This is a genomic window from Achromobacter sp. MUI-25009338, from assembly GCF_057359325.1.
The window spans coordinates 5,572,198-5,598,090 of the sequence record NZ_CM170627.1; the positions used below are offsets into that span (position 1 = coordinate 5,572,198).

The 25,893-nt window shown below is 61.6% G+C and carries 28 protein-coding genes; 20 read left to right on the top strand and 8 right to left on the bottom strand.

Annotated elements, in window-relative coordinates:
- Window positions 1-984 carry a tyrosine recombinase XerC gene (xerC, locus tag AC1IQ6_RS26365; protein WP_209165863.1) on the top strand — a complete coding sequence of 328 codons (984 nt, stop codon included), beginning with the start codon at window positions 1-3 and terminating at the stop codon, window positions 982-984.
- Between the two features lies 1 nt (window position 985).
- On the opposite strand, the gene AC1IQ6_RS26370 is transcribed toward xerC, so the two are convergent.
- The 6 genes from AC1IQ6_RS26370 to AC1IQ6_RS26395 are packed head-to-tail and all read right to left on the bottom strand — an operon-like array spanning window position 986 to window position 5,301.
- Entirely contained in the window at window positions 986-1,936 is a 951-nt protein-coding gene (locus tag AC1IQ6_RS26370) for a nickel/cobalt transporter (RefSeq protein WP_479731837.1), read from the bottom strand.
- Complete coding sequence (locus AC1IQ6_RS26375) at window positions 1,927-2,520, bottom strand: DUF1007 family protein (protein ID WP_246842542.1); 594 nt, start codon at window positions 2,518-2,520, stop codon at window positions 1,927-1,929. The genes AC1IQ6_RS26370 and AC1IQ6_RS26375 overlap by 10 nt, the downstream gene beginning before the upstream one ends.
- A gap of 50 nt (window positions 2,521-2,570) precedes the next feature.
- Entirely contained in the window at window positions 2,571-3,545 is a 975-nt protein-coding gene (locus AC1IQ6_RS26380) for a metal ABC transporter substrate-binding protein (RefSeq protein ID WP_485865530.1), read from the bottom strand.
- An 18-nt stretch (window positions 3,546-3,563) separates the two neighbouring features.
- Entirely contained in the window at window positions 3,564-4,430 is an 867-nt protein-coding gene (locus AC1IQ6_RS26385) for a metal ABC transporter permease (protein WP_485865531.1), read from the bottom strand.
- Window positions 4,427-5,146 (bottom strand): metal ABC transporter ATP-binding protein, encoded by a 720-nt coding sequence (locus AC1IQ6_RS26390; protein ID WP_102775131.1) that lies wholly within the window; start codon window positions 5,144-5,146, stop codon window positions 4,427-4,429. Before AC1IQ6_RS26390 ends, AC1IQ6_RS26385 begins: the two co-directional genes overlap by 4 nt.
- The gene (locus AC1IQ6_RS26395; RefSeq protein WP_485865532.1) at window positions 5,143-5,301 is read right to left on the bottom strand and encodes a hypothetical protein; all 159 of its coding nucleotides are present in this window, start codon (window positions 5,299-5,301) and stop codon (window positions 5,143-5,145) included. The genes AC1IQ6_RS26390 and AC1IQ6_RS26395 overlap by 4 nt, the downstream gene beginning before the upstream one ends.
- A 152-nt stretch (window positions 5,302-5,453) precedes the next feature.
- On the opposite strand from AC1IQ6_RS26395, the gene AC1IQ6_RS26400 reads away from it, so the two are divergent.
- The 5 genes from AC1IQ6_RS26400 (at window position 5,454) to hslU (ending at window position 10,107) form a co-directional block, all read left to right on the top strand.
- Window positions 5,454-5,960, top strand: coding sequence for a Fur family transcriptional regulator (locus AC1IQ6_RS26400; RefSeq protein WP_102775130.1), 507 nt, complete (start codon window positions 5,454-5,456; stop codon window positions 5,958-5,960).
- Window positions 5,961-6,357: 397 nt separating this feature from the next.
- A complete protein-coding gene (locus AC1IQ6_RS26405) occupies window positions 6,358-7,473 on the top strand; it encodes a CobW family GTP-binding protein (protein WP_485865533.1) in 1,116 nt (371 codons plus the stop codon).
- A 124-nt stretch (window positions 7,474-7,597) separates the two neighbouring features.
- Complete coding sequence (dksA, locus tag AC1IQ6_RS26410; protein ID WP_102775128.1) at window positions 7,598-8,062, top strand: RNA polymerase-binding protein DksA; 465 nt, start codon at window positions 7,598-7,600, stop codon at window positions 8,060-8,062.
- A 117-nt stretch (window positions 8,063-8,179) separates the two neighbouring features.
- Complete coding sequence (gene hslV, locus AC1IQ6_RS26415; protein ID WP_102775127.1) at window positions 8,180-8,719, top strand: ATP-dependent protease subunit HslV; 540 nt, start codon at window positions 8,180-8,182, stop codon at window positions 8,717-8,719.
- 53 nt (window positions 8,720-8,772) lie between these two features.
- On the top strand, window positions 8,773-10,107 hold the full coding sequence (gene hslU / locus AC1IQ6_RS26420; RefSeq protein WP_102775126.1) for an ATP-dependent protease ATPase subunit HslU: 1,335 nt from the start codon (window positions 8,773-8,775) through the stop codon (window positions 10,105-10,107).
- A 68-nt stretch (window positions 10,108-10,175) separates the two neighbouring features.
- On the opposite strand, the gene AC1IQ6_RS26425 is transcribed toward hslU, so the two are convergent.
- Window positions 10,176-10,481, bottom strand: a complete 306-nt coding sequence (locus AC1IQ6_RS26425; protein WP_485865534.1) for a copper-binding protein — start codon at window positions 10,479-10,481, stop codon at window positions 10,176-10,178.
- 208 nt (window positions 10,482-10,689) lie between these two features.
- On the opposite strand from AC1IQ6_RS26425, the gene AC1IQ6_RS26430 reads away from it, so the two are divergent.
- From AC1IQ6_RS26430 to AC1IQ6_RS26495, 14 genes are all read left to right on the top strand, one after another.
- Window positions 10,690-11,250 (top strand): cob(I)yrinic acid a,c-diamide adenosyltransferase, encoded by a 561-nt coding sequence (locus tag AC1IQ6_RS26430; RefSeq protein WP_485865535.1) that lies wholly within the window; start codon window positions 10,690-10,692, stop codon window positions 11,248-11,250.
- A gap of 177 nt (window positions 11,251-11,427) precedes the next feature.
- Complete coding sequence (rfbB, locus tag AC1IQ6_RS26435) at window positions 11,428-12,489, top strand: dTDP-glucose 4,6-dehydratase (RefSeq protein ID WP_485865536.1); 1,062 nt, start codon at window positions 11,428-11,430, stop codon at window positions 12,487-12,489.
- A gap of 140 nt (window positions 12,490-12,629) precedes the next feature.
- Window positions 12,630-13,553 carry a glycosyltransferase family 2 protein gene (locus AC1IQ6_RS26440; RefSeq protein WP_485865537.1) on the top strand — a complete coding sequence of 308 codons (924 nt, stop codon included), beginning with the start codon at window positions 12,630-12,632 and terminating at the stop codon, window positions 13,551-13,553.
- A 7-nt stretch (window positions 13,554-13,560) separates the two neighbouring features.
- A complete protein-coding gene (rfbD, locus tag AC1IQ6_RS26445; protein WP_485865538.1) occupies window positions 13,561-14,457 on the top strand; it encodes a dTDP-4-dehydrorhamnose reductase in 897 nt (298 codons plus the stop codon).
- Complete coding sequence (gene rfbA / locus AC1IQ6_RS26450) at window positions 14,454-15,335, top strand: glucose-1-phosphate thymidylyltransferase RfbA (RefSeq protein ID WP_485865539.1); 882 nt, start codon at window positions 14,454-14,456, stop codon at window positions 15,333-15,335. The genes rfbD and rfbA overlap by 4 nt, the downstream gene beginning before the upstream one ends.
- The gene (gene rfbC, locus AC1IQ6_RS26455) at window positions 15,335-15,880 is read left to right on the top strand and encodes a dTDP-4-dehydrorhamnose 3,5-epimerase (RefSeq protein ID WP_485865540.1); all 546 of its coding nucleotides are present in this window, start codon (window positions 15,335-15,337) and stop codon (window positions 15,878-15,880) included. The genes rfbA and rfbC overlap by 1 nt, the downstream gene beginning before the upstream one ends.
- 14 nt (window positions 15,881-15,894) lie before the next feature.
- Window positions 15,895-16,905 carry a glycosyltransferase family 2 protein gene (locus AC1IQ6_RS26460; protein WP_485865541.1) on the top strand — a complete coding sequence of 337 codons (1,011 nt, stop codon included), beginning with the start codon at window positions 15,895-15,897 and terminating at the stop codon, window positions 16,903-16,905.
- 6 nt (window positions 16,906-16,911) lie between these two features.
- A complete protein-coding gene (locus AC1IQ6_RS26465; protein ID WP_485865542.1) occupies window positions 16,912-18,174 on the top strand; it encodes a glycosyltransferase family 4 protein in 1,263 nt (420 codons plus the stop codon).
- Window positions 18,171-19,118 carry an NAD-dependent epimerase/dehydratase family protein gene (locus AC1IQ6_RS26470; protein ID WP_485865543.1) on the top strand — a complete coding sequence of 316 codons (948 nt, stop codon included), beginning with the start codon at window positions 18,171-18,173 and terminating at the stop codon, window positions 19,116-19,118. Before AC1IQ6_RS26465 ends, AC1IQ6_RS26470 begins: the two co-directional genes overlap by 4 nt.
- Window position 19,119: 1 nt before the next feature.
- Window positions 19,120-20,190 (top strand): rhamnan synthesis F family protein, encoded by a 1,071-nt coding sequence (locus tag AC1IQ6_RS26475; RefSeq protein WP_485865544.1) that lies wholly within the window; start codon window positions 19,120-19,122, stop codon window positions 20,188-20,190.
- A gap of 134 nt (window positions 20,191-20,324) precedes the next feature.
- Entirely contained in the window at window positions 20,325-21,062 is a 738-nt protein-coding gene (locus AC1IQ6_RS26480) for an ABC transporter permease (RefSeq protein WP_485865545.1), read from the top strand.
- A gap of 28 nt (window positions 21,063-21,090) precedes the next feature.
- Entirely contained in the window at window positions 21,091-21,846 is a 756-nt protein-coding gene (locus AC1IQ6_RS26485) for an ABC transporter ATP-binding protein (RefSeq protein ID WP_485865546.1), read from the top strand.
- Between the two features lie 90 nt (window positions 21,847-21,936).
- The gene (locus tag AC1IQ6_RS26490; RefSeq protein ID WP_485865547.1) at window positions 21,937-23,433 is read left to right on the top strand and encodes a hypothetical protein; all 1,497 of its coding nucleotides are present in this window, start codon (window positions 21,937-21,939) and stop codon (window positions 23,431-23,433) included.
- 166 nt (window positions 23,434-23,599) lie between these two features.
- A complete protein-coding gene (locus AC1IQ6_RS26495; protein ID WP_485865548.1) occupies window positions 23,600-25,126 on the top strand; it encodes a polysaccharide pyruvyl transferase family protein in 1,527 nt (508 codons plus the stop codon).
- Between the two features lie 367 nt (window positions 25,127-25,493).
- Here AC1IQ6_RS26495 and AC1IQ6_RS26500 read toward each other — a convergent pair whose 3' ends face one another.
- Window positions 25,494-25,892, bottom strand: coding sequence for a GtrA family protein (locus AC1IQ6_RS26500; protein WP_485865549.1), 399 nt, complete (start codon window positions 25,890-25,892; stop codon window positions 25,494-25,496).
- Window position 25,893 lies beyond the last annotated feature (1 nt).

Below are 25,893 nucleotides of genomic sequence, written 5' to 3' on the forward strand. Positions count from 1 at the left end.
ATGGCAGAGGCCGCCCACGACACCGCCCCGGCGCCCCTGCCCGACGCGATGGGCGCCTGGCTGCAGCATCTGGCGGCCAACCGCCGCTATTCGCCCCATACGCTGGACGGCTACCGCCGCGAACTGCACTTCCTGCGCGCCCTGGCCGACAAGGCCGGGCTGCCGCTGGAGCAGGTCGGCAACGGCCACATCCGCCAGTTCGTGGCGCGCCTGCACGCCGAGGGCCGCGGCCCGCGCAGCCTGGCGCGCACGCTGGCGGCCTGGCGCGGCTTCTATCAATGGTGGGCGCCGGCGGCCGGGCTGGCCGGCAATCCGGTGGCGGGCGTGCGCGCGCCCAAGGCCCCGCGCGGCCTGCCCAAGGCCTTGTCGGTGGAACAGACCCAGGCGCTGCTGGACCGCGCCCCCGCGCAGGTGGCGACCGAGCCCGCCGCGCTGCGCGACCAGGCCATGTTCGAACTGCTTTATTCCAGCGGCCTGCGGCTGTCGGAGCTGGTCGGGCTGGACCTGCGCTACGAACGCGCCGACGGCTATGAATCGCGCGGCTGGCTGAACCTGGACGAAGCCGAGGTCGTGGTGCTGGGCAAGGGCGGCAAGCGCCGCTCCGTGCCGGTCGGCCACGCGGCCCTGGAAGCCTTGCGCAAATGGATCGCGGCGCGCCCGCAGCTCGCGCCCTTCAGCGCGCCGCCGGCCGACGCCGCCGCCCTGTTCCTGGGCGCGCGCGGACGCCGCATCTCGCCGCGCGTGGTGCAGCTGCAGCTGGCGCGCGTGGCGCAAGCGGCCGGCGTGCCCACCCACGTGCATCCGCACGTGCTGCGCCACAGCTTCGCCAGCCACGTGCTGCAATCCGCGCAGGACCTGCGCGCCGTGCAGGAAATGCTAGGCCACGCCAACATCTCCACCACCCAGGTCTACACCCGGCTGGACTTCCAGCATCTGGCCCGCGCCTACGACCAGGCCCATCCGCGCGCCGGCCGCAAGTCCTGACCTAGCCGCCCGCGGCCAGCGCGCCGCCCAGCAGCATCACCCCCAGCAACAGCACGGCAAGCGCCGCCAGCGCCTGCACGCCGTAGCGCAGGCGCGCCGCGCCCGCGCCCGAAAGCCGGCGCCCCAGGCGGTCGGCCGCGCCGCCGGCCGCCACGGCCAGCATGGCCAGCGCCGCGACGGTCAGGCCCGTGCCCGCGCCCATCGCCAGCGCCGAGGCCACGCCGGCCAGGAAAAAGCCCTGAGACAAGGCGAACACCAGCACGATCAGCGCGCCGCTGCAGGGCCGCAGGCCCACGGCCAGCACCGCCGACACGGCGCGCCGACGGTCCAGCGGGCCGGCCACGCTTGCCGCCTCGGGCGCATGCGCGTGCCCGCAGCCGCAATCGTGTGCGTGCGCGTGGACGTGCGCGGAAGTGGCGGCGCGCGCGCGCAGCGGACGGATCGCCCTGGCCCAGACCAGCCAGGCGCCCAGCGCCGTCACCAGCGCATACGAGGCCAGTTCCAGCCAGCGCGTAGCCGCGTTCATCAGCGCGGCCGTGGCGTTGAACGCCAGCGCCAGCACCGCCACCATCGCGATCGCCACCAGCGCCTGCACCAGCGCGGACACCAGCGCCAGCAGCGCGCCGTTGCGGGCGGTCTGGCGGTTCGCCAGCACATAGGAGGAGATCACCGCCTTGCCATGCCCCGGCCCCAGCGCGTGGAACACGCCGTAGGCGAACGACAGCCCGACCAGGGCCCAGGCCGCGCCGCCGTCCTGCTGCCAGGCGCGCACCGCGCCCGTCAGCTGGCGATAGAAATGCGATTGCCAGACGGCGACCTGGCCAAAGACGCCCGACAGCCAGCCCGGCCCGCCCGCGCCGCCGCTTTCCGGCACGCCGAACGGATGCGCGCCCTGCGCCGCCGCCGCGCTCCATCCCAGCCACAGCAGCAGCGCGGCCGCGGCTACAGGCAGCGCACCTCGATGCGATGCGTGAGCCCCTTGGTGATGGCGAAGAGTTCGTCGGGCAACGCGTCCGGGTCGGCCGGTATCGCGGCCAGTTGCTGCAGGGTTTTCCAATCCAGTTCCTTGGGCTTGCGGTACGCCGACGTACAGGACGCGCCTTGCGGGCCGCCAAGCGCGACCGCGTCCTTGGCGTCGAAGGCGTAGGCGACAAAGTAGGTCGGGTCGTAGATGTCCACTTGCGCGCCTGCCGCGCCCGGCGCCGCCGGCTCGGCCAGGGGCAGCGTGAAGGACAGGCTCAGCCGCCCGGTCTTGGGGTTCCAATCGACGCGCGCGTCCTGCGGCGCGCCGAAGGCCAGGCTCTTGCCGTCCACCGTGACGCGGGTGAAGTAGTGCGTGACGGGTTCGCCCAGCGCCTTCATCCAATCCTGCGCCATGCCCCGCAGGACATCCGGCGCCAGCGCGCCGTTGCGGTCCTTCTTCAGGCCTTGCGTGGCGTAGGCGCCGAACATCTCGTCGAACAGCCATACCTGCCGCAGCGCCGTGATGCGCCGCCCGGCGTCGATCTCGACGGCCGCGCGGGCGTCTATCCACATATGCGGATGCGCGCCGGCGTCGCCGGCGGCCAGCAAGGACGCGGCGGCGCTCAGGACCGCAAGGCCGCGGCGAGCTGGCGTGCGTTCCATTCGAACATCTCCAGATAAGTAGCGCCGGGCTGGCCGGCCTTGGACAGCGCATCGGAATACAGCGTGCCGCCCACCCTGGCGCCGGTTTCGCGCGCGATCTGCTCGACCAGCCTGGGGCTGCTGATATTTTCCACGAACACCGCCGGCACGCGCTCGCGCCTGACCTGCCCTATGATGCGCGCCACCTCGGCCGCCGAAGGCTCGGCGTCGGTGGACACGCCCATCGCGGCAATGAAGTCCACCCCGTAGGCGTCGCCGAAATAGCCGAAGGCGTCGTGCGAGGTCACGACCTTGCGGCGCTCGGCCGGGATCGCGGCGAAGGTCTTGCGGGTCTCGGCGTCCAGCGCCTGCAGGCGCGCGATGTAGGCCTGCGCGCGCTGGCGGTAGGCCGGGGCGCGCGCCGGGTCGGCGGCGGCCAGGCCTTCGGCCACGTTACGGGCGTAGATCACGCCGTTGGACAGGTCCTGCCAGGCGTGCGGGTCCAGGTCGCCGTGATGGTGGTCGTGATCGTGGCCGGCGTCGTCGTCATGATCGTGGCCGTGGTCGTGATCGTGGTCGTGATCGTGTTCTTCCCGCGGCCCGGCGAACTTGCGCGGGGCCACGCCCTGCGAGGCCACCACGGTCAGGCCGGAAAAGCCCGCGGACTTCGCCAGGCGCGGCATCCAGGTCTCGAAATCCAGGCCGTTGACGAACAGCACGCGGGCGGCGGACAGCTGCTTCGCATCGCTGGGCGTGGGCTCGTACTCGTGCGCGTCGCCATCGGGGCCGACCAGCGTGGCCACGCTGACGTCGTCGCCGCCCACCTCGCGCACGATGTCGCCCAGGATGGAAAAACTGGCCACCGCCCGCAGCGGCGCATCGGCGGGCGCGGCGCCGGACGCAGCCGCAAGAGAGAAACCAGCCGCGGCCAGCAGCGCGCGGAAAACGGAACCCATGTCGAATCTCCTTTTGAATCAGGCCGGCCGCATGCGGCGCGGGGTGCGCAGCAGCCCGCCTTGCGGGCCGCCCACGACGGAAAACAGATAACCGGCGCCGGCGGCCAGGATGATGGCGGGCGAGGCCGGCACGTCGAAGTGGTACGACACGAGCAGCCCGGCCACCGACGCCGCCACGCCCAGGCCCGCGGCCAGCCCGATCTGGCCGACCGCGGAACGGACCCAGAACCGCGCCGCGGCGGCGGGCAGCATCATGATCCCGACCACCATCAAGGTGCCCAGCACCTGGAACCCCGCCACCAGGTTCACCACCACCAGCACCAGAAAGCCCATGTGGACGCGGCTGCCCGCGCCGCCGGCGGCGCGCAGGAAGCCCGGGTCCAGGCATTCGGCCACCAGCAGCCGGTAGATCGCGGCCAGCGCCAGCAGGGTCGCGCTGGCCACCGCCGTCACCAGCAGCAGCGCCGCGTCGTCCAGGCCCAGCAGCGTGCCGAACAGCACGTGCAGCAGATCCATGTTGGAGCCGCGCAGCGACACCAGCAGCACGCCCAGCCCCAGCGAGATCAGGTAGAACGCGGCGAAGCTGGCGTCCTCGCGCAGCGGCGTGAGCCTGGCCACGAGGCCCGCGAGCAGGGCCACGGCCAGGCCCGTCGCGATGCCGCCCAGCATCATCGCGCCCAGCGACAGGCCCGACAGCAGAAAGCCCGCCGCCACGCCGGGCAGGATGGCGTGCGACATCGCATCGCCCATCAGGCTCATGCGCCGCAGCACCAGGAACACGCCGAGCGGCGCCGCACCCAGCGACAGCGCGCAGGCGCCGGCCAGCGCCCGCCGCATGAAGCCGTAGTCCAGGAAGGGCGACACCACCCATTGCGCCAGGCTCATGCCGCGAACTCCGCGCGCCAGGCGCGCGCCGCCCGCAGATGCGCGTCGTCGAGCGCGCCGGCGGTATCGCCCCAGGCCACCACCGAGCCGGAAAGCAGCAGGCATTCGGGAAAGTGATCGCGCACCAGGTCCAGGTCGTGCAGCACCGCGATCACGGTCCGGCCCTGGCCGTGCAGGCCGCAAAGCAAGGCCATCAGTTCGTCGGCCGTATGGCTGTCGACGGCGGCGAAGGGCTCGTCCAGCAGCAGCACCGGCGCGTCCTGCACCAGCATGCGCGCAAACAGCGCGCGCTGCATCTGGCCGCCGGACAGCGCGCCCACGGCGCGCCCGGCCGCGTCGGCCAGGCCCACCGTTTCCAGCGCGGCCATGCAGCGCTCCAGTTCCTCGCCCGCGACGCGGCGCCATCCGCCCACGCGGCGCCACGCGCCCATGGCCGCCAGTTCCAGCACCGTGGCGGGAAACGAGCGGTCCAGCTCGGCGGCCTGCGGCAGCCACGCCAGCCCGGCGCGGCCGGCGCCGGTCACGCGCACGCTGCCACTCATGGGGCGCAGCACGCCCATGATGCCTTTGATCAGCGTGGACTTGCCGGCGCCGTTGGGCCCCACCACGGCGGTCATGCCGCCGGCCGCGAAACGTCCCGACACCGACTTCAGCGCGGCATGGCCATGCCAGCCGAAAGAGGCGTTGTCGAGCTCGATGGCGATGGGCGCGCTCATCGCGGCCACCAGTCCAGCGCCCAGCCGGTCAGGGCCCACAAGACCACGGCCACGGCCAGCGCGATCGCCATGCGGCGCCAGGCGGAGACGAGAAAAGCGGAGCGCGCGGGCGGCGCGGCGCCGGGCCGCGCGGGCAGCAGCGTGAAATGCGACATCGGAGATCGGGCAATGGGATCGAAGATTTTATTATGTTATATCATAACTAAAATCTTGATTGACCGGGTTTCGCCCGCATCTGGGTGTTTTCTGCTACCTTCCAGGCATCTCGCGCGCGTCGCGCGCGTCAGCCATACACATGAAGCCAGCCATGCCCGCAACGCCCCGCTCTCCCCGCAGCGACACCGTGGACGCCCAGCTCGGCGTCGCCGAGACGCTGTGCGAGCAGCGCGGACGCCGCCTCACCCCCATCCGCCGCAAGGTGCTGGAGCTGCTGCTGCGCCATGGCCGCAGCCTGAAGGCCTACGAATTGCTGGACGCCATGCGCGCGGTGCACCCCGGCGCCGCGCCGCCCACGGTCTACCGCGCGCTCGACTTCCTGATGGACGAGGGCCTGATCCACCGCCTGGACGCGGTCAACGCCTGGAGCGCCTGCCATGACGCCGGCGGCGCCCCGCACGACCTGCTGGTGGTCTGTACCGGCTGCGGCGCGGTCGCCGAAGTGTCCGACCCGGCCATGAGCCGGCAGCTGGCCGAACGCGTCGCCCAGACCGGCTATGCCCTGGCCACGCACGAAACCGAAATCCGCGCGCTGTGCCCGCAATGCCAGAAAAAGCAGCCCGCCGAGGCCGCCGGCCACCATCACCACCAGCACTGAATCGCGCCGCCGCGCCTCGCTTCATCCCTGCGGCCTCATGCTTTTGGCGTAGCGCCGCGCCGGCCTGCTCGGCCATGCGGACCGATCCGCTCTTGAAATCCGGAAAACCGTCCCAAAATAGGGTTATCGCCGGGCACGCGACGGCGTACGGCCGCGATCCGGGAGGCCGCGGGCCAAGGGTTGACCCTGGGTTTGCCCCCTGCCCCCGACTGTGCTGTAATCCTGCGTCCGGCCGCTGTCGGCGGCCTTTGCAGCCCGTGGCAAACACGCCTTTCGGCCAGGATCGGAAACTCCGGTCCACAGGGCAGGGCAATCGCCGGAATCACACCTTCCGGAATTGCAGTCCCGGCGCCGAGAGTTCCGTTTAACGCCTTGACTTCACGCTAGCAGCTTCGCCATGAATACCCCGCGCAGTTTGGACAAAATGGTTCCCGTCACCATCCTCACCGGCTTTCTCGGTGCGGGCAAGACCACCCTGCTCAAACGCATCCTGACCGAATATCATGGCCGCCGCGTCGCGGTCATCGAAAACGAATTCGGGCCGGAAAGCATCGACAACGACCTGCTGGTGCAGGACAGCAACGAGGAAATCATCGAGCTGTCCAACGGCTGCGTCTGCTGCACGGTGCGCGGCGACCTGATGCGCACGCTGGGCGAACTGCGCGCCAAGCGCGAAGCCGGCGAACTGAATTTCGAACGCGTCATCATCGAAACGACCGGCATGGCCAATCCCGGCCCCGTCTGCCAGACGTTCTTCATGGATGACGACATCGCCGAGTACTACCGCCTGGACGCGGTGATCACCGTGGTCGACGCCAAGCACGGCATGGCCACCCTCGACGAACAGCCCGAGGCCCAGAAGCAGGTCGGTTTCGCCGACCGCATCCTGGTCTCCAAGAAAGACCTGGTCAACGAAGTCGACTACGAAGCGCTGCGCCACCGCCTGGTTCACATGAACCCGCGCGCGCCGATCACCCCCGTCAACTTCGGCGACGCCGACCTGAAGTCCATCATCGACATCAGCGGCTTCAACCTGAATTCCATTCTGGACATCGACCCGGAATTCCTGGCCGATGAGCACCCCGACGCCGCCCATTCCCATGGGCACGATCACGACCACGGCCACGATCATGGCCACGATCACGATCATGACCACGAAGGCGAATGCGGGGCGCACTGCAATCATGCCCACCATCACCACCACCAGCACGACGATGAAATCGGCGCGTTCGTGTTCCGCTCCAACAAGCCGTTCGATCCCGCCCGGCTCGAGGAATTCCTGGGTGGCGTGGTGCAGGTCTATGGTCCCGACCTGATGCGCTACAAGGGCATCCTGTACATGAAGGGCATCAACCGCCGCATGTTGTTCCAGGGTGTGCACATGATGATGGGCGCCGAACCCGGCAAGCCGTGGACCGCGGCCGAGAAACCGTCCACCAAGATGGTGTTCATCGGACGCAAGCTGCCCCAGGAGATTTTTACCCGGGGCTTGGAGCAGTGCCTGGCGGGGTAATCCCCCTTCCTGACGTGACGCGATGCGACGAAGGCAGTACTGTGAGGTACGAATAGCGTAGGCAACAAGTAACGGACGGGGAATGGACGCCCGCGCCAGGATCGATTCATAGTGGAGTGTTTTCATGGCTACCAAGGCAGCAACCAAGAAACCAAGCAAGTCGACGAGCGATACGGCGATTGATCTGCCCAGCGAAAAAGAATTGCTGGCCATGCCCGAGTCCGACTATATGAACGACCGCCAGCTGGCGTTCTTCAAGGAACGGCTCAAACAACTCGAACAGGACATCCTGGCCAACGCCGGCGAAACCACCGAGCACCTGCGTGAAACGCAGTTCGTGCCCGACCCCGCCGACCGCGCCACGATCGAAGAAGAACACGCCCTCGAGCTGCGCACCCGCGACCGCGAGCGCAAGCTGCTGAAGAAGGTGCAACAGTCCATCGCCCGCATCGACAGCGGCGAATACGGCTGGTGTGAAGAAACCGGCGAACCCATCGGCATTCCGCGCCTGCTGGCCCGCCCCACGGCCACCCTGTCGCTGGAAGCCCAGGAGCGCCGCGAAATGCGCCAGAAGCTGTACGGCGACTGATCCGTCCCGTATTCGCCCCGTCCCGAAAAGGCTATGCTGGTTTTCCGGCATGGCCTTTTTTCTCGTCTTGATTTTTACGCGGCCGCCCCCAGCTAATCCCTTCATAGGAAGGAACGCATGGAACAATTTCACGCCACCACCATCGTGTGCGTGCGCCGCGGCAACCGCGTCGCACTGGGCGGCGATGGCCAGGTCACCCTGGGCAACATCGTCATCAAGGGCACGGCCCGCAAGATCCGCCGCCTGTACCACGACAAGATTCTTGCCGGTTTCGCCGGCGCCACGGCCGACGCATTCACGCTGCAGGAACGCTTCGAGGCCAAGCTCGAAAAACACCAGGGCAACCTGATGCGCGCCGCGGTCGAACTGACCCGCGACTGGCGCACCGACCGCGTGCTGCGCCGGCTCGAAGCCATGCTGATCGTGGCCGACGCCGAGCACACCCTGGTGCTGACCGGCAACGGCGACGTGCTCGAACCCGAACACGGCCTGGCCGCCATCGGTTCCGGCGGCGCCTACGCCCAATCGGCGGCGCTGGCCCTGCTGCGCAACACCGAGCTGCCGCCCGAGACCATCGTCAAGCAGTCGCTGGAAATCGCCGGCGACCTCTGCATCTACACCAACCAGAACCACGTCATCGAAACGCTGGGCGAGTAACCCGCGGCGCCCAGCCGCCGCCCAGCCTGCTCTCGCATCAAGGATTCGCCCTCATGTCCGCATCCAACATGACGCCCGGAGAGATCGTCTCCGAACTCGACAAGTACATCGTCGGCCAGAACCGCGCCAAGCGCGCCGTGGCCGTGGCGCTGCGCAACCGCTGGCGCCGCCAGCAGGTCGCCGAACCCCTGCGCCATGAAATCCACCCGAAGAACATCCTCATGATCGGCCCCACCGGCGTGGGCAAGACCGAAATCGCGCGCCGCCTGGCCAAGCTGGCCAACGCGCCCTTCATCAAGATCGAAGCCACCAAGTTCACCGAAGTGGGCTACGTGGGCCGCGACGTCGACACCATCATCCGCGACCTCACCGAATACTCGATCAAGCAGACCCGCGAACTGGAAATGCGCCGCGTGCGCACCCAGGCCGAGGACGCCGCCGAAGACCGCATCCTCGACGCCCTGGTGCCGCCGGCGCGCGGCGCCTCCGGCGAACCCGAGCGCGGCGAGGACAACAGCGCCCGCCAGACCTTCAGGAAGCGCCTGCGCGAAGGCAAGATCGACGATCTCGAAATCGAGATCGAAGTGGCCCAGGCCGTGCCGCAGATGGACGTCATGACGCCTCCCGGCATGGAAGAAATGGCCGAGCAGCTGCGCGGCATGTTCGCCGGCATGGCCCGCGACAAGAAAAAGCCCAAGAAAATGAAGGTGCGCGAAGCCTTCAAGCTGATCGTCGACGAAGAAGCCGCCAAGCGCGTCAACGAGGAAGACCTGCGCACCGTGGCGATCAACAACGTCGAACAGAACGGCATCGTATTCCTGGACGAAATCGACAAGATCGCCGCGCGCCAGGAATCCGGCGGCGCCGACGTGTCGCGCCAGGGCGTGCAGCGCGACCTGCTGCCGCTGGTCGAAGGCACCACGGTCAACACGCGCTACGGCATGGTGCGCACCGACCACATCCTGTTCATCGCCTCCGGCGCGTTCCACCTGTCGCGCCCGTCCGACCTGATCCCCGAGCTGCAGGGCCGCTTCCCGATCCGCGTCGAACTGGAATCGCTGACCGCCGAAGACTTCGTGCGCATCCTGTCCGACACGGACGCCTCGCTGACCAAGCAGTACAAGGCCCTCATGGCCACCGAGGACCTGGAGCTGGAGTTCACCGAAGACGGCGTGCGCCGCCTGGCGGAACTGGCCTTCGAGGTCAACGAAACCACCGAGAACATCGGCGCCCGCCGCCTGTACACGGTGATGGAGAAGCTGCTCGAGGAACTGTCGTTCGACGCCACGTCCAGCCAGGACAAGCACGTCAAGATCGACGCCGCCTACGTCAACGCGCAACTGGCCGAAGCCGCCAGCAGCCAGGACCTGGCCCGCTACGTGCTGTAAGCCCTGCCCTGTCCGGCAGCAAAACGCCGTCCACCGCTGCCGCGGCGGGCGGCGTTTTTACATGGATACTAGTTGGTGATCGCCGTGACGACGTACTTGCCGCCCTGGCGCGTGGCGGTGAAACGCACCTTGTCGCCCGCCTTGATCTTGGCCAGCAGCGCCGGATCGGCCTCGTAGACCAGCGTCATCGCGGGCAGGTCCAGTTCCTTGATGGCGTCGTGCTTGATGGTGACCTTGCCCGCGGCCGGGTCCACGCGCCGCACTTCGCCGCTGGCGTCGGCCTGCTGGGCGAATGCCAGCGGCGTGGCTGCCGCCACGATGGCGATCGAAGCGGCCACGGTCAGCGGGGTTGCGTACTTGCGGTCAAAAGCCATGCAGATATCCTCCAATTACGGCGAACCCGGGCGACAGCAGCTTGGGCCTTCCGAACGGTTCGCAATGCTAGGATAACGCCCCTTTTGCGACGGTCATCCCGCAGGAACGCAACAATTCTGACCATTGATTGCTCCTACACCATCCGGGGCTCGTTCAGCCCTGGATAGATACGAAGTTCACACCATTCGTCACTCTTACAGGAAAGCCATGGCCAACCGCCTATCAGTGATTGCCACCCGCACCGGCGACGACGGCTCTACCGGCCTGGGAGACGGTACGCGCACACCCAAAGATGCGCCCCGTATCGCCGCGCTGGGCGACGTGGACGAGCTGAACAGTGCTATCGGTCTGCTGCTGACCGAATCACTACCCAACGAAGTGGCGGCGGACCTGTCCGCCGTCCAACACGATTTGTTCGATATGGGCGCAGAACTCTGCATTCCCGGCCACACCGCACTAACCGACGCGCAAGTCGCCCGGCTCGACGCGCGCCTTGTCCACTACAATGGCAATTTGCCACCGCTGCGCGAATTCATCCTGCCCGGCGGCTCGCGCGGCGCTGCGCAGGCGCACATCGTGCGTACCATCTGCCGACGCGCGGAACGCGCGGTCGTGGCGCTGGCCAGGACCGAACCGGTCAACCCGCCGGTCAGACAGTATCTGAACCGCTTGTCGGATTTGATGTTCGTACTGGCGCGTTGCATCAACCGCGCACAGAGAACCGATGATGTGTTCTGGGCTAGCCCCAATGCACGTAAGGCCACGTAACTCCTGAGATTAAATGCTAGACAGTGCGGCAATAATTCAAGGAGGCAGGTTTTGTAACGTTTTCAATTTGCCGCACAGTCTGTTTCATTTGCTAGGTTGTGCGAAGGCACTTGCGGCATAATTGTGAGTTAATCAGCGCGTTTGCGTGCACGCTCCACGCTCAAGGACTATATAAGAATGAGTATTATTGTTACCGGCGGAGCAGGTTTCATCGGCTCCAATTTCGTTCTCGACTGGTTCCAGCAAAGCAATGAACCCGTCGTGACGTTGGACAAGCTCACCTATGCGGGCAATCCCGAAAACCTTGCTTCGCTCAAAGACAACGCCGCTCACAAGCTGGTGCAAGGCGACATCGGCGACTTTGAACTGGTAAGCCGCCTTCTTGCAGAACACAAACCCCGTGCAGTTCTCAATTTCGCCGCCGAATCTCATGTGGATCGCTCGATCCACGGCCCCGGCGAATTCATCCAGACCAACATCGTGGGCACCTTCCACTTGCTGGAAGCCGTGCGGGCGTATTGGAATGGCCTGCCTGAAGATGAACGCGCCGCATTCCGCTTTCTGCATGTGTCCACCGATGAAGTTTACGGCTCTCTGGAAAAAGACGATCCGGCCTTCAGCGAAACCAACCGCTACGAGCCTAATAGCCCGTATTCGGCCAGCAAGGCCGCCAGCGACCACTTGGTGCGCGCCTATCACCACACCTATGGCTTGCCGGTGCTGACCACCAACTGCTCGAACAACTACGGCCCCTATCACTTTCCCGAGAAGCTGATTCCGCTAGTCATCCACAACGCATTGGCGGGCAAACCGTTGCCGATCTATGGCGACGGGCAGCAAATCCGCGACTGGCTGTATGTGAAGGACCACTGCTCTGCGATTCGCCGCGTGCTTGCCGATGGACAACTGGGCGAAACATACAACGTGGGCGGTTGGAACGAAAAGGCGAACCTGGATGTGGTGCACACCCTCTGCGCTTTGCTGGACGAACTCAGCCCCCGGGCCGATGGCCAACCATACAAGAACCAGATAACGTTTGTGAAGGACCGGCCGGGTCACGATCAGCGCTACGCCATCGACGCCTCTCGTCTGGAACGGGAGCTGGGCTGGAAGCCCGCTGAAACCTTCGAAACCGGCATACGTAAGACCGTCGAGTGGTATCTCGCGAACCAGGAATGGGTCGCCAACATCACCAGCGGCGCATATCGGGATTGGGTCAATACCCAGTACGACGCCTGAATGCGAGAACGACTCGCGCTCTACCTGGGGCGTGAGCCCCTCGCGGTCAAAAACGCTATTCCAATGCAACGCCAGTACTACCCCGCAGTGCGTCGATCGATTGCCTTCCCTCCTCGCCAAGTTCTTTCCTGGATGGCTCGATGAGCAACAACGTCGCCATTCTGCTCTGCACGTATCAAGGCGGACGGTACCTTGCGGAACAACTCGCGTCGTTCCACGCGCAATCGCATACCCAATGGAAGGTCTGGGCCTCGGATGACGGCTCCAGTGACAACACCCTCGAGCTGTTGCAATCCCATCAGCAAGCATGGGGTGCGGACCGCTTGGCGATTTTCCCGGGACCACGCAAAGGCTTCGCCGCCAATTTCATGTCCCTGGTATGCCGTGATGAGGTGGCTGCTGACTACTACGCAATGTCCGATCAGGATGATATCTGGCATGCCGATAAGCTCGAACGCGCCGTCCGATGGTTGGAGACGGTGCCGCAGGGCGTTCCTGCGCTGTATTGCACCCGTACCGAACTCGTCGACGACAATGGCGGCAAAATCGGATATTCCCCCCTGTTCACACGCCCCCCGTCGTTTGCCAATGCCATGGTGCAAAACGTCGCCGGTGGTAATACGATGGTTTTCAACGACGCTGCCCGCCACTTGTTGAAAGCTGCAGGCGCTGACGTACAAGTGGTGGCTCACGACTGGTGGGTCTATGTCGTGGTAAGCGCCTGCGGTGGCAAGGTTTTTTACGATCCGACGCCATCATTGCGTTATCGGCAGCACGCGGAAAATCTCATCGGCGCCAATGCCGGTATCGGCGCGCGGCTGGCGCGTATCAGCAAATTATTTCAAGGCCATTTGAAAACCTGGATCGATCAGCACATTATCGCGATGCAGCCGATTCTTCCGCGCTTATCGCCTGACAATCTTTCCCTATTCAATCGATTTACGTCAGCACGCCAACGGAGCATCATCCCCAGAATTTTTGGAATATGGCGCAGCGGAATTTATCGACAGACCCGCCTAGGCAATCTCGGCCTGTTGATAGCAGCGATATTTAATCGAATATAAGGCGATCATGAAAATCCTTCTTCTTGGCAAAAACGGACAGGTCGGCACCGAACTGCAGCGTACCTTACTTGCGCTGGGTACGCTGATAGCGCTGGATCGCAGCACAGCAGACCTTGAAAAGCCCGCAATGTTGCGCACGGTGCTGGAAACACATTCGCCTGACGTGATCGTGAATGCGGCTGCCTATACCGCCGTCGACAAAGCTGAAACCAATCGCGAAGCCGCTCAGGCCGTCAATGCCGAGTCGGTGGCCGTCATTGCCGATTATGCGAAGGCGCACGACGCCCTGTTAGTCCACTATTCCACGGACTACGTCTTCGACGGCTTCAAGGCTTCGCCCTATGAACCCGCTGACGCCACCCATCCGTTGAGCGTCTATGGCGCGACCAAGCGCCAGGGCGAGGAAGCGATCGTGGCCAGCGGCTGCCGATTCCTGGTGTTTCGCACCAGCTGGGTCTTCTCCGCACACGGCAGCAATTTCGTGAAAACGATTCTGCGCCTGGCGAAGGAGCGCGAAGCGCTGAACATCGTCGCCGACCAGCACGGCGCCCCCACCTCCGCCGAGTTGATCGCGGACGTCACCGCTCTGGCCATTGCCGGTCATCGGCAAGGGTTGTGCAAGAGCGGCATCTATCACCTGACTGCTGCCGGCCACACTACCTGGCATGGCCTGGCCTGCCACATCGTGGCCCGCGCCGCTGCAAACGGGGTGGTCCTGAAAGCCGCGGTAGAACGTATCTCGCCAATTCCCACGGAAGCGTATCCGCTGCCCGCCCCCCGTCCGAAAAACTCCCGCCTGGACACAGCCGCGCTTAGCGACGCACTGTTGCTCCAGTTTCCCGACTGGACCGTCCACGTGAACCGCACCGTGGATCAATTGACTACCTTGGAGCATTCCGCATGAAACGCAAAGGCATTATTCTCGCCGGAGGCTCCGGCACCCGGCTGCATCCAGCGACGTTGGCGATCAGCAAGCAATTGCTGCCTGTCTTCGACAAGCCCATGATCTATTACCCGCTCAGCACGCTCATGCTGGCCGGCATTCAGGACATCCTGATCATCTCCACTCCGCAGGACACCCCACGCTTCCAGCAGTTGCTGGGCACGGGCGAACAATGGGGCCTCAATCTGCAGTACGCGATCCAGCCGTCGCCGGACGGTCTGGCACAGGCGTTCATCATTGGAGAATCGTTCGTGGGCAATTCACCCTCGGCACTGGTTCTGGGCGACAACATCTACTACGGACATGATTTCGCCAGCCTGCTGAGCAATGCCAACAAGCGAACCACCGGCGCCAGCGTATTCGCCTACCACGTGCACGATCCGGAACGTTATGGCGTTGCCGAATTCGATGCCAACGGCAAGGTGCTATCGCTGGAAGAAAAGCCGACCGAACCGAAATCCAACTACGCCGTAACGGGCCTGTATTTCTACGACCAGCAGGTCGTGGACATTGCCAAACAGATCAAACCCTCGCCCCGCGGCGAACTGGAAATCACCGACGTCAACCGCGCCTATCTCGAACAGGGCAATCTGTCTGTCGAAATCATGGGCCGCGGCTATGCGTGGCTGGATACCGGCACGCACGAGTCTCTGCTCGAGGCCAGTCAGTTCATCTCCACGCTGGAGAACCGCCAAGGCTTGAAGGTCGCATGTCCCGAAGAGATCGCCTACCGCCAGCAATGGATTTCGGGCGATCAGCTCCAGGCCCTGGCCGCGCCTCTGGCCAAGAATAACTACGGCAAGTACCTACAACGTCTTTTGACTGAAAAGGTGTATTGATGAAAGCCACGCCGCTAGCCATCCCCGAGGTCGTGTTGTTCGAGCCAAAGGTGTTCGGCGACGATCGGGGATTTTTCTTCGAAAGCTTCAATAGCAAGGTGTTTACGCAAGCGATCGGACACGAAGTCACGTTCGTCCAGGACAACCATTCCAAGTCGGTGCGTGGCGTACTGCGTGGCATCCATTATCAGATCCAGCAGGCGCAAGGCAAGCTGGTACGCGTCACACAAGGCACTGTGTTTGACGTCGCAGTAGATCTGCGCCAATCGTCACCCACCTTTGGTCAATGGGTCGGTGCCGAACTCAGCGCCGAGAACAAGCATCAACTGTGGGTCCCGCCTGGCTTCGGACACGGTTTCGTCGTACTTAGCGACACCGCCGAGTTTCTGTATAAGACGACCGACTATTACGCGCCGGAGCACGAACGTTGCATTATCTGGAATGACCCCACGCTGGCCATCGATTGGCGAATCCAGGGCACCCCTCAATTGTCAGCCAAAGACAAACAGGGCCAGCCGTTGTCCGAAGCGAACGTCTACCCGTAAGGTCCCGAGAACGAATGAATTCCTTGAATTCGACGGATGCCGTAAAAGCCGCGGTAATCATTCCGACCAAAAACCCCGGTGAGATCTTTCGCCGCGTGTTGCCTATGGTGTGCGCGCAAAAGACGGCATTTCCATTTGACGTGCTTGTCATCGACTCTGGTTCGAAGGATGGAACCGTCGAATATGTGCGCAGCTACCCGGACAAGCGAGTGCGTCTGCATGAAATCGCACCGACGGAGTTCGGCCATGGCAAGACGCGCAATCTGGGTGTGTCTCTCTCCAGCGGCGAGTTTGCCGTGCTCATCACGCACGACGCGCTGCCCGCTGACGAACATTGGCTGCAAGCCATGGTGACGGCAGCAGAAGCGGACCCGCAAATCGCGGGCGTATTCGGCCGGCACCTTGCGTATCCCGACGCCAGCCCCTACACCAAGCGCGATCTGGAACAGCATTTCATCAATTTCACGGTCGAGCCCGTGGTGTGGATTCATGATCGCACACAGTACGACAATGATGCGGGGCTGCGGCAACGCCTGCATTTCTTTTCGGACAACAATGCGTTGATTCGTCGCAGTGTATGGGAAAAACTGCCCTACCCCGACGTAGACTTCGCCGAGGATCAGATCTGGGCAGAAGAAGCGCTCAAGGCTGGGTGGAAGAAGGCGTACGCGCATGACGGCGCCGTCTATCACTCACACGACTTTGAGAACATCGAAAAACTGCAGCGCAGTTTCGACGAGTCCTATGCGTTGTACCGATTGTTTGGCTACGTGCTCACGCCCGGGCTCAAACACATGGTGCTCTCCTGGCTGGCGCAAACGCGCAACGACTGGCGGTATGCACGTGCGACCGGGATGTGGCGCTCACACTTTTCGCTGACGCTGAATACGCCAGTGCACAATTTGATGCGATCGATCGGCCATTACCTCGGCTCGCGTGCGGAACACTTGCCAACGCGTGTACGCCACTGGATGTCCCGAGACCGGCGCATGCTGCGAGGTCTGCCCACCTCAAGGAAAAAATAGACAGCGATGAATATCCACACCTTTGCGCGCCGCGCCCGTACAGCAATCCGTTATGGCAGGGACAACGGCCCGATTGCCCTGCTGCGGCTCGTCAAACAAATGGCGCTGAAGCAGCCGATCTTCGCCAAAACCGACATCGTCAATGGTTATGGCTTTGTGCGTGAACAAAAAATTGGTTCTCCCATTGGCCTGCGAGACGTGGATGCACAGACTGTCAACTGGTTCATTCCCCCAGTGGGCCGTGGCTCGGGCGGCCACCTGAACATCTTCCGCTTCGTCCGTTTCCTCGAGCAGCAAGGCTTCGAATGCCGCATCATCGTGTCAGGTGACTTTCCCGGCCTGACCGGCGATATCGTTGAAAACGAAATCCGTACCTGGTTCTTTCCGCTCAAGGCACGAGCGTATGTAGGCAGCAAGAATGCGCCCGCGGCTCATATCACGATCGCAACGGCCTGGCAGACCGCCTATGACGTGCGGAATTTCCAGTCCACAATTCACAAGTGCTATTTCGTTCAGGACTTTGAACCGTGGTTCTACGCGAGCGGTTCCGCCGCCAGCTTTGCCGAAGAGACATACCGTTTTGGTTTTGTCGGCATCACGGCGGGCAACTGGCTGGCGGAGGTGCTGAACAAGCAGTATGGAATGACGACTCACGCATTGAGCTTTTCGTATGATCGTGAGCTGTATCGCCCATTGCCGCGAAAAGATCCGGAGAGGCGTCGTGTTTTCTTCTATGCACGCCCCAATACCCCTCGCCGCTCGTTCGAACTAGGAATGTTGGTGCTGGACGAAGTGGCGCGTCGCCTGCCCGGCACAACGATCGCCTTTGCAGGCGCCGATCTGTCCAATTTCGAGATCCCGTTCGAACATAAGGACCACGGGATCATGGACCTGGATCAATTACCCGAGCTCTATAGCCAATGTGATGTGGCGTTGGTGCTGTCCTTCTCCAATCTGTCGCTGCTGCCGCTGGAACTAATGGCTTGCGGTGTGCCGGTGGTGAGCAACCGCGCGCCGTATACCGAATGGTTGTTGACGGATGAGAACTCGAGACTCGAAGCGCCTACGCTGACCGCCTTGGCCGATGCCATCTGCCACCTGCTTACGCACCCCGCCGACGCGGAAAAGCTGCGGCAGGCCGGAATGGCCACAGCCCACGGAACCGACTGGGAGGTCGAAGGACGCAAGCTGGGCGCCGCACTACGCTCCCTGGACACCGCTGCCAACGCTTCCCCTGCCACGGCTCAGCAAACCTCGGGAACACAATGAGCTCACTACAGAACATGCACTGCGTCGTTCTCGGCGCTGGAGGCTTCCTCGGCACCAACCTGTGCCGCGCGCTGGCTCCGCAGGTGGCGTCCTTGAGAGCATTTAGCCGCCGTCAATCGTTTCCCAGCGCGTTGCAGGGTATCGAATGGATGCCTGGAGATTTTGCCGATCCGACCAGCATCGCATCTGCTATTTCCGGCCGCGACACGGTATTCCATCTAGTCAACGCCACCACCCCAGCCAGCGCGAACATCGATAAATTGGCGGACCTTCAGGCCAACGTCGCCAGTACGTTGCGTCTATTGGAAGCGTGCCGCGAAGAAGGCGTCAAGCGCGTTATTTTCGTCTCCTCCGGCGGCACGATCTACGGCGTACCCGAGGTGGTGCCCACGCCCGAGACCGCACCGACCTCCCCTATTACCGCCTACGGCATCTCCAAGCTGTCCATCGAGAAATACTTGGGGTTATTCGAATATCTGCACGAACTGGAGTACCGCGTACTTCGCGTGGCCAACCCCTTCGGCCCGTATCAGATCGCACTGAAGAATCAGGGAGTCATCGCCGCATTCATGCGCCAATGCATCGCCGGCCATCCCATCCATCTATGGGGCGACGGCACTAGCGTGCGCGACTACATCTACGTGGATGATGTGGTGGAGGCGTTGTGCCTGTCCGCCACCCATGAAGGCCCTTCGCGGATCTTCAATATCGGCAGTGGAGAAGGCCGCAGTTTGTTGCAGATCATCGAAGCCATCGAAGCCGAATCGGGAAAATCGCTGGCCGTCAAAGTATCGCCCAGCCGCAGTGTCGATATTCCCAAGAGCATTCTGGACACGCGGCTGGCGCGTGAAGAGCTGGGATGGGCGCCTAAAATCCCGTTCGAGACCGGAATACACCGAACCTGGCAGTGGCTGCTGGCACAAGAAGACTGCGTGGGACTCTGAAATGAAAAAACTGCTTCGTGCCGCGAAACGCGCACGGATACTGGTGAAGCAACAAGGCGGCATTTCTGCCGCGGCTGGAACCTTTCTGCGAGTTCTGCGAAGTGAAGGTTGGCAGGGCGTGCGGGCACGGCTGTCCACGCCCTCGCCAGCCATTACTCCAGCGCCTGTAGGTCATGCCTGGAATCGCCCTGCTGACGAGGACGATTACGCCTTTGAATTGCCCTTCGACCATCCCGCATCTCGCGATGGCCGGCGTGCGTGCGCCATTGTGCATGCCTTTTACCCCGAGCTCTGCCCCGACGTGCGGCGCTACCTTGAAAACGTGCCCGGTCAGCTGGACGTGTACATATCAACAACCAGCGACCAAAAGCGTGATGAAATCCAGCGAGTCTTCGACGGGTACGACAAGGGCAGCGTCGAAATCCGGGTTTTCGAGAACCGGGGGCGCGACATCGCACCGAAACTGGTGGGCTTTCGTGACGTCTACGATCGCTATGAGCTGGCACTCAGCCTGCACACCAAAAAATCGCCCCACGCGGGCGCCGCGCTCGAAGGCTGGCGCGACTATCTCTACGAACACTTGCTGGGTTCGCCGGAGATCGTGCAATCAATTTTCCAACTGCTCGCTCGCGATCGGGTAGGCATGGTGTTTCCCCAGCATTTTTTTTTCCTGCGGGACATCCTGGGATGGGGCGCGAATTTCGCGATCTGCCGCAGCCTGCTGGCGCGCATGAACATCACAATCGACGAGAACGTCATGCTCGAGTGTCCGTCCGGGTCCATGTTCTGGTGCCGCACCGACGCTCTGGCAAAACTGCTGGACCAGAATCTGCAATTCAGCGACTTCGACGATGAAGCCGGACAGATCGACGGCACACTGGCGCACGCTATTGAACGCGCGTTTCTATATGCGGTCGAAGCAAATGGATATGCCTGGGCCAAAGTGGGATTGCGCGACCGCTATCCGCTACCTGATACGCTGATCCCGGTACACGAGCCCGAAGACATCGAACGCGGAATGCCACTAGTTTTCCGTCCCTTATTGAACTCGGCTGAGCCGGGAACTTTGTAAGTTCGTCACCATGCTGCGTTAAGCTGCGGTGATCCAGCGTCTGGACACAACGCTTACTTTTTGTTCAAGAAATGGCTAACACTTCTATATCGGGGGCATTGGGCGATCTTTCCTCCGCTCTGCACCGATCTACCTTGATTGCCACCCTCGGTTGGCAAGACGTCCGCCAACGCTACCGCCGCTCCGCGCTGGGTCCGTTCTGGCTAACCATCAGCATGGGGGTGATGATCGGCACGATCGGCCTGGTCTTCGGTCAGATCTTCAAATCGCCCATGGAAGAGTTCCTTCCCTTCCTGGCCGCGGGGCTTATCCTTTGGACGTTCATATCTTCCGTCATCACCGAGGGCTGTTCGAGCTTCATCGCCGCCGAAGCGGTGATCAAGCAGCTGCCGATTCCCTTGTCCGTGCACGTATTCCGGCAGCTGTGGCGCAACCTGATCATCCTGGCGCACAACATCGTTATCTTTCCGCTGGTGATGCTTGCCGTGGGCAAAGCACCTAGCATGAATATGTTTCTTGCGGTTCCTGGTTTATTGCTCGTTCTGTTGAATCTGATATGGCTCTGCATCTTTCTGGGCATTATCTGCACTCGCTTTCGCGATATTCCGCAAATTATTTCAAGCCTGCTCCAGGTAATTTTCTACCTGACCCCCATCATGTGGCTTCCCAGCCTGCTGCCTCAACGTGCCGGCACGTATATGCTGGACCTGAACCCCTTCTTCCATTTTCTTGAAATCGTTCGTGGCCCGTTACTAGGGCAGTTACCGTCAATGGAAAATTGGCTTGTCACCATTGGTATCGCCGTTGTGGGCTGGATTGCGACCATCCTGCTGTTCGCGCGTTATCGGCGCCGCATTGCGTATTGGCTGTAACCAATCAACAAGTTAGGTATCACGAACTATGGCTTCCATTGTTTTCGACAAGGTCTGTGTCGATTTCCCTATATATAGCGCCAACGCCCGCTCGTTGAAGAAGCGGCTGTTCCAGGTCGCCACAGGCGGCCAGATCGGCACCGATGCCGCCGGGCGCCTGAACGTGCGCGCCCTTGATGATCTGTCCTTTACCTTCAAAGATGGTGACCGGGTCGGGTTGCTTGGCCATAACGGCGCAGGCAAGAGTACCCTGCTGCGGCTGCTGAGCGGAGTTTATGAGCCTTCCAGCGGCCATGCCCAGATCAAGGGTGAGATCGGTTCGCTGATTGATATCGGTTTCGGCATCGACGGCGAGGCCACTGGCCGGGAGAACATTTACCTGCGCGGTGCGCTATTGGGCCTGACCCGACCGCAGATTCAAAGCAAACTCGAAGAAATAATCAGCTTCTCGGAACTGGGCGATTTCATCGACATGCCCGTGCGCACCTATTCCGCCGGGATGCATCTTCGTTTGGCATTCGCAGTATCCACAGTCATCCGACCCGAGATCCTATTGATGGATGAATGGCTATCGGTCGGTGATGAGAGCTTTAAGGGGCGCGCTGAAACACGCCTGACCGAGCTAGTCGCCTCGACCAATATCCTCGTGATTGCCAGCCATTCCCGTGAACTAGTTTGTCACACCTGCAACCGCGTCATCTGGCTTGAGCACGGTAGGATAAAAATGGATGGCCCGGCGGCTGAGGTAACTGCCGCGTACTTTGGGCCACACGCCAACCAATAACAGCCAGGTCCAAGGCTGGGTGTCGGCAGGTAGAGACACCTTCCCAATATTCGGGTAGTCGGGGGCGCTGGCTATGAAGCGAGCCAAGCCATGCGTCCCATTCAATTAGCCCTGTGCGGCACATTCGACCGGCTATCCTATGGCGACACCGCCGCGTCGCTTGTCGTTGAAGCCGCGCTACGGAAAAGATTGGCAGACCTTACTCTGGTGCGTTACTCGGCCGGTGCCCGCAGCGCCAGCAGTTGGCCTTACGATGTTCGCCCCTTCGAAGAATTCGAGCACGACTTGCCAGGACTGACAGGAGTATTGATCGGCAATCTCGAACCGCTGAACCTATCCTCCCCATCCTGTAGTTCGCCTCCCGCAGGCGGCATTCATGAATCCGCGGGCAGTTGGCTTGCGCCGGCCTTGGCGGCATCGACCGCCGGCCTTCCCGTCTGTTGGAACAGCGCCGCCATCCGCGACATTCCCGAATGGGCGCGTCCATTGCTGACGTTCGCGCTATCTCTAAGCCGCTATGTTTCCGCGCGTGACGAAAATGTAGTCGCGGCTATCCGCAACGCCGGCTTTTGCGGCGATTCTCCCATCGTGCCGTCCGTACTGTTCGATATTCCCCAGCTGATTGCGGCCAGAACCGTGGGCGCCCCTCTACCCGAGGCGATTCAGAAACTGCTGCCGGCGGGCAACGCCAACGGTGACTATGTCGTGATTCAGGATCATGATCTTGTCCAACCCATGCGGGCCACGCTGGAACACGCTTTGACACAGCGCGGTATCACGTCCGTCTTTCTGTCATTGCTCGATGTGACGACGGGTGCTGAGCCCGCCGCCCGTCCGTCCATGCCTGCACCTGACCCTGTGAACACAGCAACCCTGATCGGTCATAGCGCCGGCGTTGTCGCGCTCGACGAAAGCTTGGTCACGACCGCGCTCGCGTATGGACTGCCCGTGTTGCTGCCCCCCGTCACGCGAAACGTGGCGGGACTATTCGCGGCGGACGAAGTCGTGACGGGCACGCCGGACGATCCCGTGCCTAGCGCTTTCCTGGACCGGTTGGGGACCTACGTCCTGTGCGCCAGAGCGCGAAACGCCACCAGCATTCTGGATGTCCACTGGAACAAGCTCGCGGCACAGTTCAGCCAGCTTCCCCCTACCGCTCAAATCGCCACTCCCTCGTCTTATCTCGCCTGGAACCGCCTCCTCAGAACTACTCAAGAACTGGTCCATCTTGGCACTACCGTGTCATCCTCCCCCTCATCGACGCATACTCCCGAAACCGAAAGGCAGCTCAGGACAGAGCTGGAACAGGCTCATGCCAATTTGGTTGAAGCGCGGGCCAAACATCAGTTGGAGGCAGATCTACATCAAACGTGGCGAACGATTGCCGAGCAACAACGAGCGGAAACGGAGGACGGCCGTCGACACCTCCAGGATATGAAGCACAGCTACGACGCGGCACGCCATGCCCTGGCCGCCGAGAACTCCGACCTACAAGACGAAATTCGCCGTCTTCGGTCATCACTGTCGTGGCGTTTGACGGGACCCTTGCGCTCGGCAAAGGACGCTTGGTCTACACGCCGACGGTAGCCTTTCGCCGTTGTCAATGCTGTCAGTATATCGCCGATGCCAATTGCCAGATTTTAGCGAGAATCACTGTTGGCGTTTTTTTGAACTAAAATGCTTACTAACATAAGTATATTTCCGCTTGAAATGAAGCCACGCATCCCAGCCATAACTCGCGCGCATAATTAAAATGAATATACCTATTACATACAATATCGCGATATCTGGCACTTTCGACGTCGAAAATTACGGCGACTTAATGTTCCCGATTATTGCGGAGTACGAATTATCTCGACGCCTGGGTAGCATACGCCTGACCAGATATTCGTATCTTGAGAAGGTTTCCCACAGCTGGCCCTACGATGTCACACCACTCAGCAAGCTAAATGTTGAATTACCAAATCATGACGGCTTGTTGATTGGAGGTGGACATCTAATCCGCTTCGACAAAGGGGTGGCTAAAGGTTATTACCCATCTGATGGTGAGACTCACCACCCGACGGGATATTGGCTCACTCCAGGCCTCGCCGCTGCAAATTTGGGGATACCCGTTTTCTGGAACGGACCCAGCGCATCACTGGACACACCGGCATGGGGAGCACCGTTACTGCGTGCCGCATTATCCATGAGTGAATATGTGGCTGTTCGCGATGAACAAACTGCTATGGAAATACGCCGCATTGGATATTCTGGGCAATGTTCGATTATTCCCGATACGGTGTTCGGATTGCCTGACCTACTCTCGCTTGACGAGGCCCGCATGCGCGCAGCTCCGTTACTAGAGCAAGCAGGTATTACCGGGCCGTATATCGTTGTGCAGGCCAAATCGGAATTAGCTGGCATTGCAAAAGCGCTAGCCGCGCACCCAGGCACGCAAGGCCTACAAATTCTTGTCCTGACTATCGGCCCGATCCTGGGTGAACACCCTTCTCTTATTACAGATGCCGTCCCCGAGACGAAAAGCCTGAATTTCTGGCCTACTCCACTAGATATAGCTGCGCTGATAGCTGCCAGCTCAGGCACCGTGGCGATCAGCCTGCACTTAACGATTACCTCGCTGTGTTATGGACTTCCCATACTACGCTACTCCCGAACCCGCCTGACCAAATATGAGTTCATTGAAGCGTCGAAGAATGTTTTCCTGTATGACAGTGGCGATCAGCCCTTACCTGAAGATTACATCGCGCACTTGACCGTTCGAAGGCCATGCATTATCGCCCAGCAAGCCCGCAGCGCACTAGATGCGCATTGGAAACATATCGCGCGCTCTCTAGCTGCCGGCAAACTGTCCGAATCAAAGCAAAATCGTCCGGATTTTTTCAAAATCTGGAATATCGCCATGTTACAAACAGAGGCGTTGGCGGAAAAGTTTGCGCGGCTTACATTGGCTGCGCAGGCTGAAACAACAACATTAAAAGAATCAATGGCGCAGCAGGAACAGGCATTAAATGTGCTCATGCAGGATCGTGAAGTAGAACGCAGAGCCCATGAACTGCTGATCGAACAACAAGCCCAGCTTGAAGCCCGAATTTCCGACGATACACGCCATCACCAACAGACGCTAAGCAACCACATCGCTGAGATACAAGAATACAAAACCAAAATCGCCACATTAACCGAAGAGCTCGAAACCTTGAAGCAGTCGCTGGCGAACGTACAGGACGACCATAAAATTATGCAGGGGGGCATTCGATGCAAAGGCTCGCGAACTGAGTGAGATCCAGTAGCAACTGGACCAGATGTATCAACTGGCTGTCAGGCGCTATGCCCGCATCTAAAGCATGCTGCACTCGAGATCCGGGCGTCTGCCATTGTCACTGCGCAGCGGTACGACGCCGGCGCGCGGCACATCCGGATTAACCGTTCAACGATACGATGTTTTGATGGCATCCGACAACGCCACGCGCGCCGGAAACTCTATTCTTGTTTAGAATATTTGACACGGTCTAAACAAACGACGCGACGTGATCGGCCTGCTGGCGGAAGGCGGGGCAGGTTGAGTTCGCTCACCTGACTACGTATACAATAGGAGTAACCCGAAAAAAAGCATTACACGGCCATCTTCGGTCTATCTCGGTAATAAATTAGCGAAATGAAAAATGCTTGTGTCCGAGATAGCTGGTGAAAACTGGCGCCACAACACCGGCGGCATGAGCAATATCATGTGAGTAGCGGTTCACCCCCAATAAAGGAAGTATATATACAGCCAATCCCATACTAATCAACCAAGTTTGCAGCACTGCGAACGTGTTCACGAGAATAAAATACCATACCGATTTGCTTGTGGACTGCACACTCTCTCTAAATACGAATGCTTTCGCCAACAAGTAAGCAACCACCATCCCGGTAATATAGGCAAGGATGACTGCCACAGAAAAATCTACCCATCGATTGTAAATAATTCGCGACCCAAAATTTGCGGCTGCGGCGACTCCACCAGTCACGACGAACATTGTGAACTGTCTATTCATGAATGTTTTCATG

Excerpts from the sequence above, each read along its gene's own strand:
- xerC (WP_209165863.1), top strand. The coding sequence starts at position 1 with ATGGCAGAGGCCGCCCACGACACCGCCCCGGCGCCCCTGCCCGACGCG.
- AC1IQ6_RS26375 (WP_246842542.1), bottom strand. The coding sequence starts at position 2,520 with ATGTGGATAGACGCCCGCGCGGCCGTCGAGATCGACGCCGGGCGGCGC.
- AC1IQ6_RS26380 (WP_485865530.1), bottom strand. The coding sequence starts at position 3,545 with ATGGGTTCCGTTTTCCGCGCGCTGCTGGCCGCGGCTGGTTTCTCTCTT.
- AC1IQ6_RS26385 (WP_485865531.1), bottom strand. The coding sequence starts at position 4,430 with ATGAGCCTGGCGCAATGGGTGGTGTCGCCCTTCCTGGACTACGGCTTC.
- AC1IQ6_RS26390 (WP_102775131.1), bottom strand. The coding sequence starts at position 5,146 with ATGAGCGCGCCCATCGCCATCGAGCTCGACAACGCCTCTTTCGGCTGG.
- AC1IQ6_RS26395 (WP_485865532.1), bottom strand. The coding sequence starts at position 5,301 with ATGTCGCATTTCACGCTGCTGCCCGCGCGGCCCGGCGCCGCGCCGCCC.
- AC1IQ6_RS26400 (WP_102775130.1), top strand. The coding sequence starts at position 5,454 with ATGCCCGCAACGCCCCGCTCTCCCCGCAGCGACACCGTGGACGCCCAG.
- AC1IQ6_RS26405 (WP_485865533.1), top strand. The coding sequence starts at position 6,358 with ATGAATACCCCGCGCAGTTTGGACAAAATGGTTCCCGTCACCATCCTC.
- dksA (WP_102775128.1), top strand. The coding sequence starts at position 7,598 with ATGGCTACCAAGGCAGCAACCAAGAAACCAAGCAAGTCGACGAGCGAT.
- hslV (WP_102775127.1), top strand. The coding sequence starts at position 8,180 with ATGGAACAATTTCACGCCACCACCATCGTGTGCGTGCGCCGCGGCAAC.
- hslU (WP_102775126.1), top strand. The coding sequence starts at position 8,773 with ATGTCCGCATCCAACATGACGCCCGGAGAGATCGTCTCCGAACTCGAC.
- AC1IQ6_RS26425 (WP_485865534.1), bottom strand. The coding sequence starts at position 10,481 with ATGGCTTTTGACCGCAAGTACGCAACCCCGCTGACCGTGGCCGCTTCG.
- AC1IQ6_RS26430 (WP_485865535.1), top strand. The coding sequence starts at position 10,690 with ATGGCCAACCGCCTATCAGTGATTGCCACCCGCACCGGCGACGACGGC.
- rfbB (WP_485865536.1), top strand. The coding sequence starts at position 11,428 with ATGAGTATTATTGTTACCGGCGGAGCAGGTTTCATCGGCTCCAATTTC.
- AC1IQ6_RS26440 (WP_485865537.1), top strand. The coding sequence starts at position 12,630 with ATGAGCAACAACGTCGCCATTCTGCTCTGCACGTATCAAGGCGGACGG.
- rfbD (WP_485865538.1), top strand. The coding sequence starts at position 13,561 with ATGAAAATCCTTCTTCTTGGCAAAAACGGACAGGTCGGCACCGAACTG.
- rfbA (WP_485865539.1), top strand. The coding sequence starts at position 14,454 with ATGAAACGCAAAGGCATTATTCTCGCCGGAGGCTCCGGCACCCGGCTG.
- rfbC (WP_485865540.1), top strand. The coding sequence starts at position 15,335 with ATGAAAGCCACGCCGCTAGCCATCCCCGAGGTCGTGTTGTTCGAGCCA.
- AC1IQ6_RS26460 (WP_485865541.1), top strand. The coding sequence starts at position 15,895 with ATGAATTCCTTGAATTCGACGGATGCCGTAAAAGCCGCGGTAATCATT.
- AC1IQ6_RS26465 (WP_485865542.1), top strand. The coding sequence starts at position 16,912 with ATGAATATCCACACCTTTGCGCGCCGCGCCCGTACAGCAATCCGTTAT.
- AC1IQ6_RS26470 (WP_485865543.1), top strand. The coding sequence starts at position 18,171 with ATGAGCTCACTACAGAACATGCACTGCGTCGTTCTCGGCGCTGGAGGC.
- AC1IQ6_RS26475 (WP_485865544.1), top strand. The coding sequence starts at position 19,120 with ATGAAAAAACTGCTTCGTGCCGCGAAACGCGCACGGATACTGGTGAAG.
- AC1IQ6_RS26485 (WP_485865546.1), top strand. The coding sequence starts at position 21,091 with ATGGCTTCCATTGTTTTCGACAAGGTCTGTGTCGATTTCCCTATATAT.
- AC1IQ6_RS26490 (WP_485865547.1), top strand. The coding sequence starts at position 21,937 with ATGCGTCCCATTCAATTAGCCCTGTGCGGCACATTCGACCGGCTATCC.
- AC1IQ6_RS26495 (WP_485865548.1), top strand. The coding sequence starts at position 23,600 with ATGAATATACCTATTACATACAATATCGCGATATCTGGCACTTTCGAC.
- AC1IQ6_RS26500 (WP_485865549.1), bottom strand. The coding sequence starts at position 25,892 with ATGAAAACATTCATGAATAGACAGTTCACAATGTTCGTCGTGACTGGT.